This is a genomic window from Clostridium rectalis, from assembly GCF_900626095.1.
In the GTDB taxonomy this organism is placed as follows: Bacteria; Bacillota; Clostridia; order Clostridiales; family Clostridiaceae; genus Clostridium_AS; species Clostridium_AS rectalis.
Genome location: NZ_UYZZ01000002.1, coordinates 457,124 through 471,692 on the forward strand (window position 1 = coordinate 457,124; position 14,569 = coordinate 471,692).

Genomic DNA, 14,569 nt, shown 5'->3' on the forward strand with positions numbered 1-14,569 from the left:
ACCTACAAATTCAAAATTTCTTTTATTACCATTTTCATTTCTTTTTTATTACAGTTTTTTTTATGCAATATATTTTTTATATATATACTCTCTAAAGCTTTGGGTATCTGTAAATTCGTATATAAAGATAAATCCTTTAAAACTTTAAAATCATCTGATTCATCGCTATCTATCCCTATTGCATTACAAACAGCTCTAGTAAATTTAAATGGACTTGCTGTAGATGCTATTACTGTTTTAGTTAAGTCCTTAGTTTTATATTTATAATCTTTATAGACCTTATAAGCAACTGCGGTATGAGTATCTATAAGATATCCTGTATCTTCATATAGATCTTTTATAGTTTTTAAACAGTCCCTATCCTCAACATAACCTGCATAAAAATCCTTTAGTTTTTCTCTAAAATTTGATCCTAATTCATATTTTCCAAAGAAAATAAGTTTTTTCATAATGTCCTTTACTACCTCTTCATCATGGTTACTTATTTCATATATTAATCTCTCCAAATTACTAGAAATTAATATGTCCATTGATGGTGAAATAGTAACCTTAAAATTTCTATTTTTATTGTATATGCCAGTATTAAAAAAATCAGTTAATACATTATTTTCATTCGATGCACATATTAGCTTATTAACTGGCAATCCCATATTTTTAGCATAATATGCAGCTAATATATTACCGAAATTTCCTGTAGGCACTACTATATTTATATTTTCACCACTCTCTATTTCCTTATTTTTTACCAATTGAGCATATGAATATATATAATATATTATCTGTGGTAATAATCTGCCTATATTTATTGAATTAGCTGATGTTAAAATATATCCCTTATCATTTACAGAAGAATTTAATTCTTTACTATTAAATATCTCCTTTACACCAGATTGGGCATGGTCAAAATTACCATTAATACCAATTACAAATGTATTATCTCCTTCTTGTGTTATCATTTGTCTCTTTTGAATATCACTAACACCATTTTCTGGGAAAAACACAATTATTTTAACTCCCTCCACCTGAGAGAAAGCTTCCAATGCTGCCTTTCCGGTATCTCCAGAAGTGGCCGTAAGTATTACAATTTCCTTATTTATTTTTAATTTTCTACAAGAGGTTTTTAGTAAATATGGTAATAATGATAATGCCATATCTTTAAAGGCTAAAGTAGGACCATGATAAAGTTCTAAAAAATAAGCTTCCCCCTTTTTATTTATAGGAGCTATAAGTTTTTCACTAAATTTTTCATCATAAGCTTTATCTACAGAATCCCTTATATCTTTTTCATCAAAATCTGATAAATATTTTTTCAATACATATACAGCTAAACTTTTATAGTTAAGTTTACTTAATTCATCAAAAGACTTATCTATATTAGGGAAATTTATCGGTACATACAAACCTCCATCATCACAAATACCATTTAATATAGCCTCCGAAGACTTTACTTCCTTTTTTCCTCTTGTACTTTTATACAAAGTTTCCATTAATATCTCCCCCATTTATTCTAGATAAATATAATAAAATCTTTCTTCCATATACTATATAATCTTTGATATTATGCTACAATGTTTTCTCTAGAAAGTCAAGTGTATTTTTATAGAGAACAACCAATATAATAAAATTAAATAAGCAGTAAAAAATTTATATAAAATTCTTTACTGCTTACATATTTAAAATCTATCTTTACCTAGCTTTTTAGATTCATTTGAGTACCCTATTTCATTTGAAGTCTCCATCTTCATTTTAGATAGTTCCTTTTTTGTTTTTTCACCAGCTTTTTTATTGCTCTTGCTATTTTTATTATGTTTGTGAGCCATAAACTTTCACTCCTTTTAAATTATATATATTAATTTAACCATTCCCTGATAAACTATGCGTTCATTTAGATTTTTACGAAAAAAACTATCAGTATTAAACTGATAGTTTTTAAGGGGTTTTTATTTAAGGTGTCAATCAGTGATAATTGTAATTTTTATTTGAAATATCTATTTAATAACCCTCTAAAAGCTGAACCATGTCTTGCTTCGTCTTTACACATTTCATGAACTGTATCATGAATAGCATCATAATTAAGTTTCTTTGCAAGTGTTGCTAAATCTTTTTTTCCTTGACATGCGCCATATTCTGCTTCTACTCTCATTTCTAAGTTTTTCTTTGTATCTTTAGTTACAACTTCTCCTAATAATTCAGCAAACTTTGCTGCATGTTCTGCTTCTTCAAAGGCTATTCTCTTATACGCTTCTGCTATCTCTGGGAATCCTTCTCTATCCGCCTGTCTGCTCATTGCTAAATACATTCCTACTTCCGTACACTCTCCCATAAAATTAGCTCTTAATCCTTCTAAAACTTCTGCATCTATATCCTTACCTACTCCTATCTTATGTTCATCTGCCCATTCCATTTTATCTGTTTTTTCTATAAATTTATCTGCTCCTGCTCCACATAATGGGCACTTTTCTGGCGCCTTTTCTCCTTCATAAACATAGCCACAAATTGTACATACATATTTTTTCATTCTTAAAATCCTCCATTCATTTATATCAAATTTATTTAATTATTTTTTTATCTTGTTGACAATTACTATTATATAATAATTATTATTTAATTGCAAGTATTTTTAAATTTTTTTTAAAAAAGCTATAAAAAATAAAAAAAGACAGTTTTAAACCTGTCTTTTTAGTACATAACTATCCCACTATTAAAGGTACAAAATCATAGTAACACTCTAACATATATTCACTATATATCTTGTTCCCCATCAATTTTAATAATATATCTTGTTTTTTATAACCCTCTTTATATCTTTTAATATTTTTAGTTGTTTTTTTTACTTTACTCTTATTTATATTAAGTATTTTACTTAACTCTTCTATAGTATAATATTCCTTACAAAGTAAAATACTTAATTTTCCTTGCATTTCTAATTTATATTTAATATCTAATGCCCAATTTCTATGTGGTCCTTGCTCTCCTCTATGATGTTCAGAACATAGATACTTATAATTTAATTCAAACTCTAATCCTCCTTGGCATCTGTTAATTATATGATGTACTTCCGCATATTTACCACATACTTCACATTTAGCCAATAAATTCACTCCTTTATTATAGAATACTCTTTGTATCTTTATTATACTACTTTTTCTATAAAATAAAACCTTTATTTTAAACTATAATAAACTTGCTTTATATTTTCTTCCATACATTCTATATAGTCCTTACCACTTTCTTTGGATTCTATCGTATAAATAGTTTTTACTTCAGCATTTAATTCCTTTGCTAAAGTCTCCGATACTTTAGGACTAACCATTTCTTCTGTAAATATAGTCTTTACATTATTTTTTCTGCAATACTGAACTAATTCTTTTACCTTATTAGGAGTAGGCTCTCCTTCAGCAAATACTCCCTCCACACTATTTTGTTTTAGACCAAAGTCCCTGCAAAAATAAGCAAATGCTGCATGGCCAGTTACAAAATTTTTATTATTTAGCGATTGGAACTTTGGCTTATAACTTGTTAATATACTATCTAATTTTCCTAAAAAAACACTGCAATTTTTTTCATAGAACTCTTTATTTTTAGCATCTATTTTTATCAATTCATTTTTTATATTTAAAACTTCCACTTTTGCAGTAGTTATACCAAGCCATACATGAGGATCATTATCTATATAATTACATCCTTTCGAAGCCTCAACTATAGGTAAATTCTTATTATCCACATTTTCAACTACTTTATTAACCCAACTTTCCATGTTCAATCCATTATATATAAACATATCTGCATTATTTATTGTAAACAAATCCTTAGCCTTAGGCTCAAAATCATGTGGCTCTGTACCATCCGGTATAATAACTTGAACATCTACTTTATCTTTCCCTATAGCCTCTACAAATTCCCTTAAAGGATTAAATGATACTACAATCCTTAGTTTTGAACTGTCAAGATTTAATTTCTTCTCATAGAATTTGTTGCACCCTACAAACATAAAACTTATTATAATTAATATTATGTAGATTATATTAACTTTATTTTTCAAATTATCACTTCCTAAATTTATTTATTGCAAATTATTCGCAACATTATGATATTATTAATAACCTCTAAAGTCAATAGCATTTAATATTTATATTGCAAATTATTTGCATATAGGTATATAATATTTATATGTCAAATTGGAGGTGTAATCTATGTTAAATATAAACGACTTGTGTTTTTCATATACAGGCAATCCCCCTTATATATTGAATAATATTAACATATTTATTAAAAAAAATACTTATGTATCTATACTGGGTAAGAATGGGAGCTGCAAAAGTACTCTTATAAAACTTATTGCCGGTCTACTAAAACCATGTAAAGGTAATATTAAAATTAATACAACAAATGTAGGGTACGTTCCCCAAAGAGGGGAAAATTTTAATTCTGATTTCCCTATAACAGTATATGAAATTCTAAAATATCATATGGAAGCATTAAAACTAACTGATTCATTACTCATAGATAAATACCTAGAGTATGTTGGCATGCTTAAATTTAAAAATAAGCTTATTGGAAATCTATCTGGAGGGCAACAGCAAAAAGTATTTATAGCCAAAGCATTAATTGGCAATCCTGAATTGTTATTATTAGATGAACCTTCAACAGGTATAGATATTAAAAGCCAATCAGAAATCTATTCTCTTATAAAAAAATTACATATAGAAAAAAATATCACCGTTATCTCTATTGAACACAATATTAAAGCTGCTTTGAATAATTCATCCCATATAATATATTTAGAAAATGCTTGCTCTAATATGTACACCATAGATGAATACAAAAATCTTATAAATAAAGTGCAACTGGCTTAAAAGGAGGAACTAATGTTTCAATATACATTTATTCAAAATGCTCTAATTGCAGCATTATTAATAGCAATTTTATGCCCATCTGTTGGAACTTTTCTAGTTCTAAAAAGGTATTCTATGATGGGAGATACGCTTTCCCATGCATCCTTTGCTGGTGTAGCCGTAGGATTGTTATTAGATATAAACCCAATACTTTGTGCATTTATATTTACATCTATATGTGCCTTACTAATTGAATTTTTAAAAAACTATTATAAAAAATTCCAAGAAATAATTTTAGTAATAATTATGACCTTTAGTGTGGGAATTGCTATTACACTAATAAGCACAGGTAAAACAAAAACAAACGTAAACTCTTATCTATTCGGTAGTATTCTTACTGTTTCAAAAGATGATTTACTTACTGTTTTTATATTAAGTATAGTATCTGTTATTATTCTTTCATTATTATACAGTAAATTAGTGTATATAACTTTTGATGAAGATGGTGCTAAAGTAGCAGGACTAAACGTTAAATTAATAAACTATATTTTCGCACTATTAGTAGGAGCAACCATATCTATTTCTATAAGGATAATGGGAATTTTAGTTATATCATCTATGATAGCTATACCTGTTGCAACTTCTTTACAGTTAAATAAAGGATTTAAATATACATTTATTTTTTCTATTTTTTTTGGGTTTTTAGATATTATAATAGGTCTTGTCTCATCATTCTATATAGACTGTGCCCCTGGTGGCACCATAGCAATAACTTCAGTGGTAATTTTAGTTTTAGTTATATTATTTAAAAAAATAGGATATGCAAAATAAGCATATCCTATTTTTTATTTGTATATTAATATTAATTTTTACATAAAATTGATTGACGTTTGATAATTTTTATTATATAATATTTATGATTATATTAGGAGGATGGTGTATATGAATAGTATTACCGATATATTTAAAGAGAAAAAATTAAAGCTTACTCCTCAGCGTATTGCAGTCTATAAATATCTTAAGTCTACAAAAGAGCACCCTTCCGCTGAAACTATTTATAAAGCATTGCAACCAGAATATCCTACAATGAGTTTAGCTACAGTTTATAAGGCTTTAAAAACATTAGTTGAAGTAAATCTTATACAGGAAATCAACGTAGGTGAAGGAAACTTTAGATACGATGAAAACACTTGTCCACATCCTCATGTTCAATGCTTACATTGCGGAAGAGTTGATGACATAGAAAATATTTGTTTTTCAGAACTAAATGAAAAAATACTAGATTATACTGATTATGATATTTTAGCAAATCAAGTATACTTCTACGGTATTTGTCCTGAATGTAAGACTTCTGAAGACAAATAGATTGTTTTAAATTTAACAATTATATAAACAGCAAGCTTTTATAAATAAAAAGCTCGCTGTTTATATTTACTTCCCACCATATTTAAACAAATCCTCTATGATTATTTCCCATTCTTTCCCACTATACTTTCCTGTCAATATTGAATCTATTTTTGAAGATATATCTACCCTAAATTTATCAGGAAGATTATATATAAACAATATACTATTTTCATTACTCTCTTCTAAATGTTTTTCCATAATTTTAAAATTATCTTTTAGTTCTTCATTTACTTTTTTATTTCCAGTTATAAATCCATTATCTAATAATTTTTTTTGAGTTTCATCACTGTATACAAATTTTATGAATTCATTTGTTTCGTCGCCATTTTCATTATTTACTGGGATGCATAATAGTGCATTAATTATTACAGGCACATTTCCCTTAAAAGAACCTATTCCACTATAGTCCTGTACTATCCCTATATTTTCATCATTAATTTCTTTACTATAATAAGATATAGAGACGGCAACTGGTATATCTGAATTAGATAATTTTTTTAAAGTATTTTCATTTCCTATTTCAAAAATATTTTTATTAATTATACCTTTTTTATATAAATTATTAATACTATCAAACATATTTTGAAATTCTTTTTTCTCTTTATAAGATGCTGCAGAACTATTATATATATTATCTACATTATAAATATTTTTTTTGTTAGATATTATTAATGAAGCTAATGCATTATTTACATCTAAATCATCAGTAAGTATTACTGGAACTTTTATTGAATCCTGATTTAGTTTCTTAGCTATATTTTCTACATCTTGTATTCTTAATGGTTCATTTATTTTACATTTATCTAATACTTCTTTATTATATAATATTTCTATGGTATATGGCATTATTCCTATTCCGTAATATTTGTCAGAATATCTGCCATAGGATGTCATTATATTATAATATCTTTCTTTTATAGTATATTTATCATAATATGATGATAAATCACTTAAAAACCCTTTGTTTTGCAACTCTATCATTTTATTTCTTGAAGTAAAGACTATATCACCGGATGTTCCTTTACTAACATCCTTTAAAACATCTCCCCCAATTGCATTAGTAATATTAACATTAACATCTGCATTCTCCTTTTTATATTCATCCAATAAAAATTTTATTATATTTAATGAATGTTTATCTTTAATATCAACATACACATTCAACTTTTTATCTTTATTTACAACTTGATTTTTATTACAAGACACAATATTTGCAAATATAATCAAACAGAGAAGACATATTATTATTTTATACTTTTTTCTCATTAGCTCCATCACCTCTTATAAATTTATACTTTAGTTTAGTTTGTACAAAATTATCAAAATATATTATTATATTTTAATTAAAAAAATAAAAGGGACCGTATAACGGTCCCAAGGGGGATGGGGGGTTCTCGCATAAAACAAAGTTATTAAACTCTATTCATGCTTACGGAGATTAATCTCCTTTTACATTTTATATATTATCCATAAATAAATATTTTATTCACTTTTTTAAATTTTTATTTATAAATATCTGATAACCTTTTTATTTCTCTTGTTATCTCATCTCTTAATGATGCTGGTTCTATTACTTCTGCACTTACACCAAAACCCATTACCCATTCTTTTATTTCATCTAAGCTATCTAAATATAACTTTAATATAATTTCTCCTTGTTCTGTCCTCTCCACCTGTTGATTTATAGTCCACTGAACATTTTCTATTAAATTTGATAAACTATTATCAAATTTAATTTTTACCAATATTTTACCATCATTAAAAACACCCCAATGATTTTTCAAAAATTCATTTAATGAAAATGTTCGTGGTTTTATATATATATCATTTGTTATTTCTACATTTTTTATTCTAGACATTGTAAAAGATTTAACCATATCATCTTTATGACAATACGATACTATATGCCACTGGCCATTTTTAAATATAAGAGTATATGGATCTATTAGCTCTGTATTTAAAATATTTTTATAAAATGAATAATAACTTATCTTTAAAGAACGTCCTCTTTCCATAGAATAATTAATATTTTTTATTTTATCGTCTAATTTTACATCATTTCCTATACTATTTATTCTAAATCCTACTCCATTTTCTATATTTTTTAAAAGTTTATCATCATTAATACTTACACTTTTAATTTTTGATATTGCATTTCTTAACTCTCTTTCATGAGGAAACCCATTTTTGTTTAAAATATCTTCTGCTGCTAAAAGTGCTTGAAACTCCTCTGCCGTTAATTTAGGTGGCTTCATATAAAATTCCTTATCTATATAAAATCCACCATATCTACCCTTTTTAGTGTATACGGGTATATCAGCTTTGTTTAGATTATTTATGTATCTATATATAGTTTTTTTATCCACTTCTAACACATCAGCTAATTCAGAAGCTGTTGTCAATTTTTTATGTTGTAGTGTTATTAACATTTCCAAAAGATGTGCTATTTTTGACATATAATTACCTCCTGCGTCTTCGTCTCTATGTTTATCGTATTATTTACCAAAAATTTTAGCTAATTTTAATATAATTTCAAATATATCATTATAAAATGAATTTTAAACGAAAAATTTTTTATAGGTATTTAATTGCAACAAATAAACATATACTTAAATATAAATATTTTTTATTATCAATAAAGAGGTGAAAAGTATAATGTTTAATTCTTCTAATAAAGAAAAAAATATAAACAAAATAGAAACACTAGTAGGTAATGGATGCACCGTTATAGGTTCTATTAAAGGGGATGACCTGCTAAAAGTAGATGGATATGTAGAAGGAAATATATTATGTAAAGATGATATATTTCTTGGCAACACAGGATATTGTAAAGGTGATATTACCTGTCAAAATGCATTTATAAGTGGTAAAGTAGAAGGAAATATATACTGCTCCGGATTTCTAACTATAGAAACCCATGGAAAAGTAATAGGTGATGTGAACATAAAAAATTTAGTTATAAAAGATGGAGGAAGTTTTGAAGGGAATTGTTCTATATTAAACTCTACAAAATTAACTCCTATAGAAAGCTTAATCGAATAAAAATAAATAGAAAGACAACAGGTCTTTCTATTTTTTATCCTAATTATTTAATATTTTACTTATAGAGTAAATTTGTATTAACCTATCTATTACTCCAATCTTATCTTGAGTTACCATTGGCCTTAATGCATATAGCAATTGTAATGTCTTATCATTGTTCATAAAGTTATTTGGCATATTATTTGGACCATTGTTTGGTCCATTATTGGATCCATTATTAAACATATTATTAGGCATATTATTTGCTAAACTATTAGCAAGATTGTTAAGTAAATTATTGTTATTCTCTATGTTATCTTCATTATCATCATTATCTTCTGACTCAGAATTATTCCCCATATTTATGTTCGCTAATAGTGAGGATAGCTGTTGGGGATCTATATTATTTATCATATTCAAAAGATTATTATTGTTAAAATTATTTTCTTCTTCTCTTCTCTTTTTACGCCTTTTATGTTTTGACATCTAACCCCTCCCATAAAAATTTATATGAAGGAGGGCTATGATGCCCCCCCATTTTTTTGGCTTAGCAACAGCATCCACATAAGTCAAAATCTCCGCAGCAGCACAAATAATACAATGCAATAATAAATAATATACTATTATCTATGCACCCACATCCACAATTACTTCCAGAGCCACAATTATCTATACGTCCACAATTACGTGGCCTATTGCAACAGCAAAATTGTAACACTATTAATATTAATATTAATAATCCGTTACCTGATGAGCGCCTATTATTTCTACATCTACATCCACATCCACATGTGCACTCACATTTACACCTACATTTTTTCGACATACTAGACCCCCCTTTCCTCTGGGCAATGGTTCTATTCTCATACTATTTATTACTAGTCATTTGTCCCTAGACAGTCATTATCTACACTTAAAACTTTGTGATCGTTGCAAACAGGTCTACATCCGCAGCCACCGCCACAACCATTTCCACATGAACAAAGTATTGCAATGATTAAGATGATAAATCCTAGGCCACAACATCCTGAGTTATTTCCGCCACATCCACAGTTACAGTTGCAATTGCAATCGCAATCACAGCAGCATCTTCTGCGACGTTTGCGCCTACATCTGCATCTACATTTTTCAATACAACATCCATCACCACAGCCGCAACCTCCGCCACAGCCACAGTTGTTACCCCAGTTACCCCAGTTACAGTTATTGCCGCCCCAGCTACCTCCATTACAGCAGCCACAAAAGATTATTAGGAGTATTACCCATATTCCTAATCCACCACAGCCACCGCCAAAAGCTGGACCACCACCTGAACAGTTCCCTGGTTTTCCACATGTAGAATTATTTTCAGCTAGCATTCCATTTAAAATACTATTGAAATCCACTTTACTTCCTCCTTTCAGAAGATTCTCGATTTATTTCTCTTTTGTGTTTATAATATATACTATTCTTATTTTGGCATTTTGACACTGAAAAAAATTATAAAGAAAAAAGTATATAACATTTTTTTGTTATATACTTTTCAGTATGATTTTCCACATTAATTTATTTAATTTTATCTAATAATAATACTATAGTTGAGAAGGAATTAAAAAACGAGTGATTAGCAACTGCATACCAAAATCCTTTTTTATGAATAAGAAAACAATTGAATATTCCTATCCATAATATAACAGCAAATGATCTTATATTAAAATGTATTGTACTAAATATTGTACTAGATACTATGACAGATAAAACCATTCCTATTTTTTTACTAAATGTTTTTTCAAATAGTAACCATCTAAATATAAACTCCTCAACCACCGGTGCAAATATCATAGTTATAGGCATCATAATAATAAACTTCATTAAAGGTAAACTAGACATTATAGTCACAATTTCCTGTTCTTTAGGATATTTATCAATCAATACAAAAAATAATTGTGTCAATTGAGCCACTAATATACTAATAAAAAATGAAAATATGGAATAGGTTAATGCACTACTGATGCTAAATCCCTTTAAAGAAAAATTATACTTATAGTAGTCTATCTGCATTTTGTCACTGGTTTTAAAATACTTTATGCATATTATTACCAATAAAAAAGGCAATAAATTTTGAGTAAATATACTTAAAAAAATATATAATAAACTTACAATAAATAATATAATTCTATTATACTTTTTTTCTAGATATAATTTCCAGAATACCATAAGTGGTAATATATACACACTTATAAAAACAACTATGTCTTTTATTAAATCTATTTTTTTCAATAAATCCCCCTCCATTAAAAACACTACTATATTTAATTATATATTAAATATATATAAAATATACGGCATGTATCACTTAAAGCAATACATGCCGTATATTTATTATTTTTAAAACAAAGTGTTTTCTATATTATTAAGGACAGCTTCTTTTCCTTTTTTCTTCAAAGTAGAATAAAAAATTAACTCTTCATTATTATTCATATTTAAGGTCTCTCTAATTCTTTTTTCACTCTTTGCTATTTCACTTTGCTTAAGTTTATCACTCTTAGTAGCTACAATTAAAGATTTATAACCATAATGATTTATCCAATTATACATAGTTATATCATCTTCTGTAGGCTCACGTCTACAATCAATAAGAAGTACTATCTTTTTTAACTGGCTTCTATTAACAAGGTAAGTTTCTATAGTTTTACTCCAATTTAGCTTTTCTTGTTTTGAGACTTTGGCATAACCGTATCCAGGTAGATCAACAAAATAAAAATCATTATTTATTAAAAAGAAATTTATTAATCTTGTTTTACCAGGAGTAGAACTCACTTTAACTAATTTTCTTCTATTAGTTAAACTGTTTATCAAAGAAGATTTACCTACATTAGATCTTCCTACAAATGCTATTTCAATTCTATCATCATCGGGATATTGATTATAAGTTACTGCAGATGTCACAAATTCCGCTTGCTTTATATCCATATCAAATCTCCTTAAACTAATTATTTCCCTACCAAAGCATTTTTTAAAACTTCATCTATATTTTCAGCTAGTATGAAATTCAGTTTATTTTTTATACTTTTAGGTATTTTTAATAAATCCTTCTCATTATCCTTAGGAATAATCACAGTATTTATACCTGCTCTATATGCCGCTAATGTTTTTTCCTTTAATCCTCCAATTGGTAAAACCCTTCCTGTTAAAGTAACCTCACCAGTCATAGCCACATTGTGCTTAACCTTTGTTAGATTAAGAGCTGACACCATAGCAGTTATCATAGTCACTCCTGCAGAAGGTCCATCCTTTGGAACTGCTCCCTCTGGAACATGTATATGTACATCTTTTTCTTTATAAAAGTTAGGTTTTATACCATACTTTTCTGCATTAGCCCTAATGTAACTATATCCTGTTCTAGCAGACTCTTTCATTACATCACCTAATTTACCTGTTAACTCTAATTTACCTGTTCCCTGCATAACAGATACCTCTACAGGTAAAGTATCTCCACCATAACCAGTCCAAGCCATTCCTGTTACCACGCCTATTTGATCTATTTCATTCGCTTTATCATATGTAAATATTGTAGGTCCTAAATATTTTTTAATCTGATTTACAGTTATTCTTATTTTCTTTTTATCCTTTTCTACCATTTCTGCTATTGCTTTTCTTATTACAGCTGAAATTTCTCTTTCTAAACTTCTAACTCCAGATTCCCTTGTATAATTATCTATTATACAATAAATAGCAGAATCGGATATGGTTATAACATTGCTTTCTATATTATGTTCCTCTAATTTTTTAGGAATTAAGTGTTTTTTAGCAATATTAAATTTTTCTTCGCCAGTATAACCTGATACTTCTATTATTTCCATTCTATCCATTAAAGGTCTTGGTATTGTATGTAAAGTATTAGCTGTTGTTATAAATAATACATTTGAAAGATCAAAATCCAATTCTAAATAATGATCTCTAAAGGTATTATTCTGTTCACTATCTAACACTTCCAACAGTGCATCCTTAGGGTCACCCCTAAAGTCATTACTCATTTTATCTATCTCATCTAATAAAAATAAGGGATTTTTAGATTTGGCCTGTTTCATACCATAAATAATTCTTCCTGGTATTGCCCCCACATATGTCTTTCTATGGCCTCTTATCTCAGCTTCATCCCTAACTCCACCTAAAGACATTCTAACAAAGTTTCTATTTAGCGCATGTGCTATTGACTTTGCTATTGAAGTTTTTCCTACTCCTGGTGGTCCAACAAGACACAAAATTGGTCCTTTTAATGAATTACTCATTTTTTTTACAGCTAAATACTCTATTATTCTATTCTTTACATCCTCTAGTCCATAATGCTCTTTTTCTAATACTTCTCTAGCTACCCTTACATCAATATTATCTTCTGTTTGAACATTCCATGGTAATTCCAATATCCAATCCAAATAAGTTCTAATTACTCCACCTTCTGCGGAATAACTTCCACTATTCCTTAATCTATCTAATTCATATAAAGCCTTTTCTTTAACAGGCTTAGGAAGTTTAGCTTTATTAATTTTATTTTTATATCTATTTATTTCCTTCTTATCTTCGTCTTCTTCCCCTAATTCTTCTTGTATGGCTTTTAATTGTTCCCTTAAATAGTATTCTTTCTGGACTTTATCTATTTTATTTTTAACCTTTATTCCTATTTTTCTTTCTACTTTTAAAATATCCACTTCATTTTTTAATATTACCAACAATTGTTCCAGTCGGTTAAAAATATTATAAGCCTCTAATAATTCCTGTTTTTTATCTTGTTTTAATATTAAATATGAACTTATTACATCACAAAGTCTTCCTGGGCTTTCAATATCGTCTAATGTTAATAGTGTTTCTGTTGGTATACTTCCAGATAACTTTACATATTCATCAAATGCCTTTCGAACTGAACGTACTAAAGCTTCTGTTTCACTATCTTTACTACCATCTTCATCCTTTAATGCCTCTATTTCAACTTTAAAAAAAGGTTCATTATCAACAATTTTTTTAAGCTTTGCTCTAGTTTCTCCTTCTACTAAAACTCTAACAGTATCTCCTGGTAATTTTAGTATCTGCTTTATATTACAAATTGTTCCAGTTGTAAATATATCACTCTCATCCGGTTCCTCTACTTTAGCCTCTTTTTGAGCAGCTAAAAAAATTTCTTGTCCATTTAACATTGCCTCTTCTAATGCTAAAATAGATTTTTCTCTTCCTACATCAAAATGCATAACCATATAAGGAAAAATAATTATACCCCTTAAAGGAATTAGAGGAAGAACTTTTGAATTTTTTTCCATACTTCTCCCCTCACT

Annotated in this window: 17 protein-coding genes; 4 read left to right on the forward strand and 13 right to left on the reverse strand. The window is 27.7% G+C overall.

The window, feature by feature from the left end; translation table 11 throughout:
• Positions 1-2 precede the first annotated feature (2 nt).
• The 5 genes from thrC to EJL03_RS04830 form a co-directional block, all read right to left on the reverse strand.
• Positions 3-1,487 carry a threonine synthase gene (gene thrC, locus EJL03_RS04810; protein WP_125152828.1) on the reverse strand — a complete coding sequence of 495 codons (1,485 nt, stop codon included), beginning with the start codon at positions 1,485-1,487 and terminating at the stop codon, positions 3-5.
• Positions 1,488-1,673: 186 nt separating this feature from the next.
• Positions 1,674-1,820, reverse strand: a complete 147-nt coding sequence (locus EJL03_RS04815; protein WP_125152829.1) for a small, acid-soluble spore protein, alpha/beta type — start codon at positions 1,818-1,820, stop codon at positions 1,674-1,676.
• A 155-nt stretch (positions 1,821-1,975) separates the two neighbouring features.
• Positions 1,976-2,518 (reverse strand): NADH peroxidase, encoded by a 543-nt coding sequence (locus EJL03_RS04820; RefSeq protein ID WP_125152830.1) that lies wholly within the window; start codon positions 2,516-2,518, stop codon positions 1,976-1,978.
• Positions 2,519-2,690: 172 nt separating this feature from the next.
• A complete protein-coding gene (locus EJL03_RS04825; RefSeq protein ID WP_125152831.1) occupies positions 2,691-3,092 on the reverse strand; it encodes an HNH endonuclease signature motif containing protein in 402 nt (133 codons plus the stop codon).
• Between the two features lie 71 nt (positions 3,093-3,163).
• Positions 3,164-4,042: a metal ABC transporter solute-binding protein, Zn/Mn family gene (locus EJL03_RS04830; protein WP_341472410.1), complete on the reverse strand. Its 879-nt coding sequence runs from the start codon at positions 4,040-4,042 to the stop codon at positions 3,164-3,166.
• Positions 4,043-4,193: 151 nt separating this feature from the next.
• On the opposite strand from EJL03_RS04830, the gene EJL03_RS04835 reads away from it, so the two are divergent.
• The 3 genes from EJL03_RS04835 (at position 4,194) to perR (ending at position 6,200) form a co-directional block, all read left to right on the forward strand.
• A complete protein-coding gene (locus tag EJL03_RS04835; RefSeq protein ID WP_125152832.1) occupies positions 4,194-4,856 on the forward strand; it encodes a metal ABC transporter ATP-binding protein in 663 nt (220 codons plus the stop codon).
• Positions 4,857-4,868: 12 nt separating this feature from the next.
• Complete coding sequence (locus EJL03_RS04840; RefSeq protein WP_125152833.1) at positions 4,869-5,666, forward strand: metal ABC transporter permease; 798 nt, start codon at positions 4,869-4,871, stop codon at positions 5,664-5,666.
• Between the two features lie 111 nt (positions 5,667-5,777).
• Positions 5,778-6,200 carry a transcriptional regulator PerR gene (perR, locus tag EJL03_RS04845; protein WP_125152834.1) on the forward strand — a complete coding sequence of 141 codons (423 nt, stop codon included), beginning with the start codon at positions 5,778-5,780 and terminating at the stop codon, positions 6,198-6,200.
• Positions 6,201-6,266: 66 nt separating this feature from the next.
• Here the strand turns inward: perR and EJL03_RS04850 are convergent, their stop codons facing one another.
• Positions 6,267-7,508 (reverse strand): ABC transporter substrate-binding protein, encoded by a 1,242-nt coding sequence (locus EJL03_RS04850; RefSeq protein ID WP_164508998.1) that lies wholly within the window; start codon positions 7,506-7,508, stop codon positions 6,267-6,269.
• A 236-nt stretch (positions 7,509-7,744) separates the two neighbouring features.
• Positions 7,745-8,698, reverse strand: a complete 954-nt coding sequence (locus EJL03_RS04855) for a helix-turn-helix transcriptional regulator (RefSeq protein WP_125152836.1) — start codon at positions 8,696-8,698, stop codon at positions 7,745-7,747.
• Positions 8,699-8,897: 199 nt separating this feature from the next.
• Here EJL03_RS04855 and EJL03_RS04860 point away from each other — a divergent pair, with 199 nt between their 5' ends.
• Entirely contained in the window at positions 8,898-9,284 is a 387-nt protein-coding gene (locus tag EJL03_RS04860) for a bactofilin family protein (RefSeq protein WP_125152837.1), read from the forward strand.
• A 39-nt stretch (positions 9,285-9,323) separates the two neighbouring features.
• Here EJL03_RS04860 and EJL03_RS04865 read toward each other — a convergent pair whose 3' ends face one another.
• From EJL03_RS04865 to lon, 6 genes are all read right to left on the reverse strand, one after another.
• Complete coding sequence (locus EJL03_RS04865) at positions 9,324-9,749, reverse strand: hypothetical protein (RefSeq protein ID WP_125152838.1); 426 nt, start codon at positions 9,747-9,749, stop codon at positions 9,324-9,326.
• 61 nt (positions 9,750-9,810) lie between these two features.
• On the reverse strand, positions 9,811-10,089 hold the full coding sequence (locus EJL03_RS04870; RefSeq protein ID WP_164508999.1) for a hypothetical protein: 279 nt from the start codon (positions 10,087-10,089) through the stop codon (positions 9,811-9,813).
• A 186-nt stretch (positions 10,090-10,275) separates the two neighbouring features.
• Positions 10,276-10,503 carry a hypothetical protein gene (locus tag EJL03_RS04875; protein ID WP_164509000.1) on the reverse strand — a complete coding sequence of 76 codons (228 nt, stop codon included), beginning with the start codon at positions 10,501-10,503 and terminating at the stop codon, positions 10,276-10,278.
• Positions 10,504-10,808: 305 nt separating this feature from the next.
• Entirely contained in the window at positions 10,809-11,522 is a 714-nt protein-coding gene (locus EJL03_RS04880) for a CPBP family intramembrane glutamic endopeptidase (RefSeq protein WP_243108647.1), read from the reverse strand.
• 108 nt (positions 11,523-11,630) lie between these two features.
• Positions 11,631-12,215, reverse strand: coding sequence for a ribosome biogenesis GTP-binding protein YihA/YsxC (gene yihA / locus EJL03_RS04885; RefSeq protein WP_125152841.1), 585 nt, complete (start codon positions 12,213-12,215; stop codon positions 11,631-11,633).
• A gap of 20 nt (positions 12,216-12,235) precedes the next feature.
• Positions 12,236-14,554 carry an endopeptidase La gene (gene lon / locus EJL03_RS04890; RefSeq protein WP_125152842.1) on the reverse strand — a complete coding sequence of 773 codons (2,319 nt, stop codon included), beginning with the start codon at positions 14,552-14,554 and terminating at the stop codon, positions 12,236-12,238.
• Positions 14,555-14,569 lie beyond the last annotated feature (15 nt).

Coding starts and splice junctions, on each gene's coding strand:
- thrC (WP_125152828.1), bottom strand. CDS start 1,487: ATGGAAACTTTGTATAAAAGTACAAGAGGAAAAAAGGAAGTAAAGTCT.
- EJL03_RS04815 (WP_125152829.1), bottom strand. CDS start 1,820: ATGGCTCACAAACATAATAAAAATAGCAAGAGCAATAAAAAAGCTGGT.
- EJL03_RS04820 (WP_125152830.1), bottom strand. CDS start 2,518: ATGAAAAAATATGTATGTACAATTTGTGGCTATGTTTATGAAGGAGAA.
- EJL03_RS04835 (WP_125152832.1), top strand. CDS start 4,194: ATGTTAAATATAAACGACTTGTGTTTTTCATATACAGGCAATCCCCCT.
- EJL03_RS04840 (WP_125152833.1), top strand. CDS start 4,869: ATGTTTCAATATACATTTATTCAAAATGCTCTAATTGCAGCATTATTA.
- perR (WP_125152834.1), top strand. CDS start 5,778: ATGAATAGTATTACCGATATATTTAAAGAGAAAAAATTAAAGCTTACT.
- EJL03_RS04850 (WP_164508998.1), bottom strand. CDS start 7,508: ATGAGAAAAAAGTATAAAATAATAATATGTCTTCTCTGTTTGATTATA.
- EJL03_RS04855 (WP_125152836.1), bottom strand. CDS start 8,698: ATGTCAAAAATAGCACATCTTTTGGAAATGTTAATAACACTACAACAT.
- EJL03_RS04860 (WP_125152837.1), top strand. CDS start 8,898: ATGTTTAATTCTTCTAATAAAGAAAAAAATATAAACAAAATAGAAACA.
- EJL03_RS04865 (WP_125152838.1), bottom strand. CDS start 9,749: ATGTCAAAACATAAAAGGCGTAAAAAGAGAAGAGAAGAAGAAAATAAT.
- EJL03_RS04870 (WP_164508999.1), bottom strand. CDS start 10,089: ATGTCGAAAAAATGTAGGTGTAAATGTGAGTGCACATGTGGATGTGGA.
- yihA (WP_125152841.1), bottom strand. CDS start 12,215: ATGGATATAAAGCAAGCGGAATTTGTGACATCTGCAGTAACTTATAAT.
- lon (WP_125152842.1), bottom strand. CDS start 14,554: ATGGAAAAAAATTCAAAAGTTCTTCCTCTAATTCCTTTAAGGGGTATA.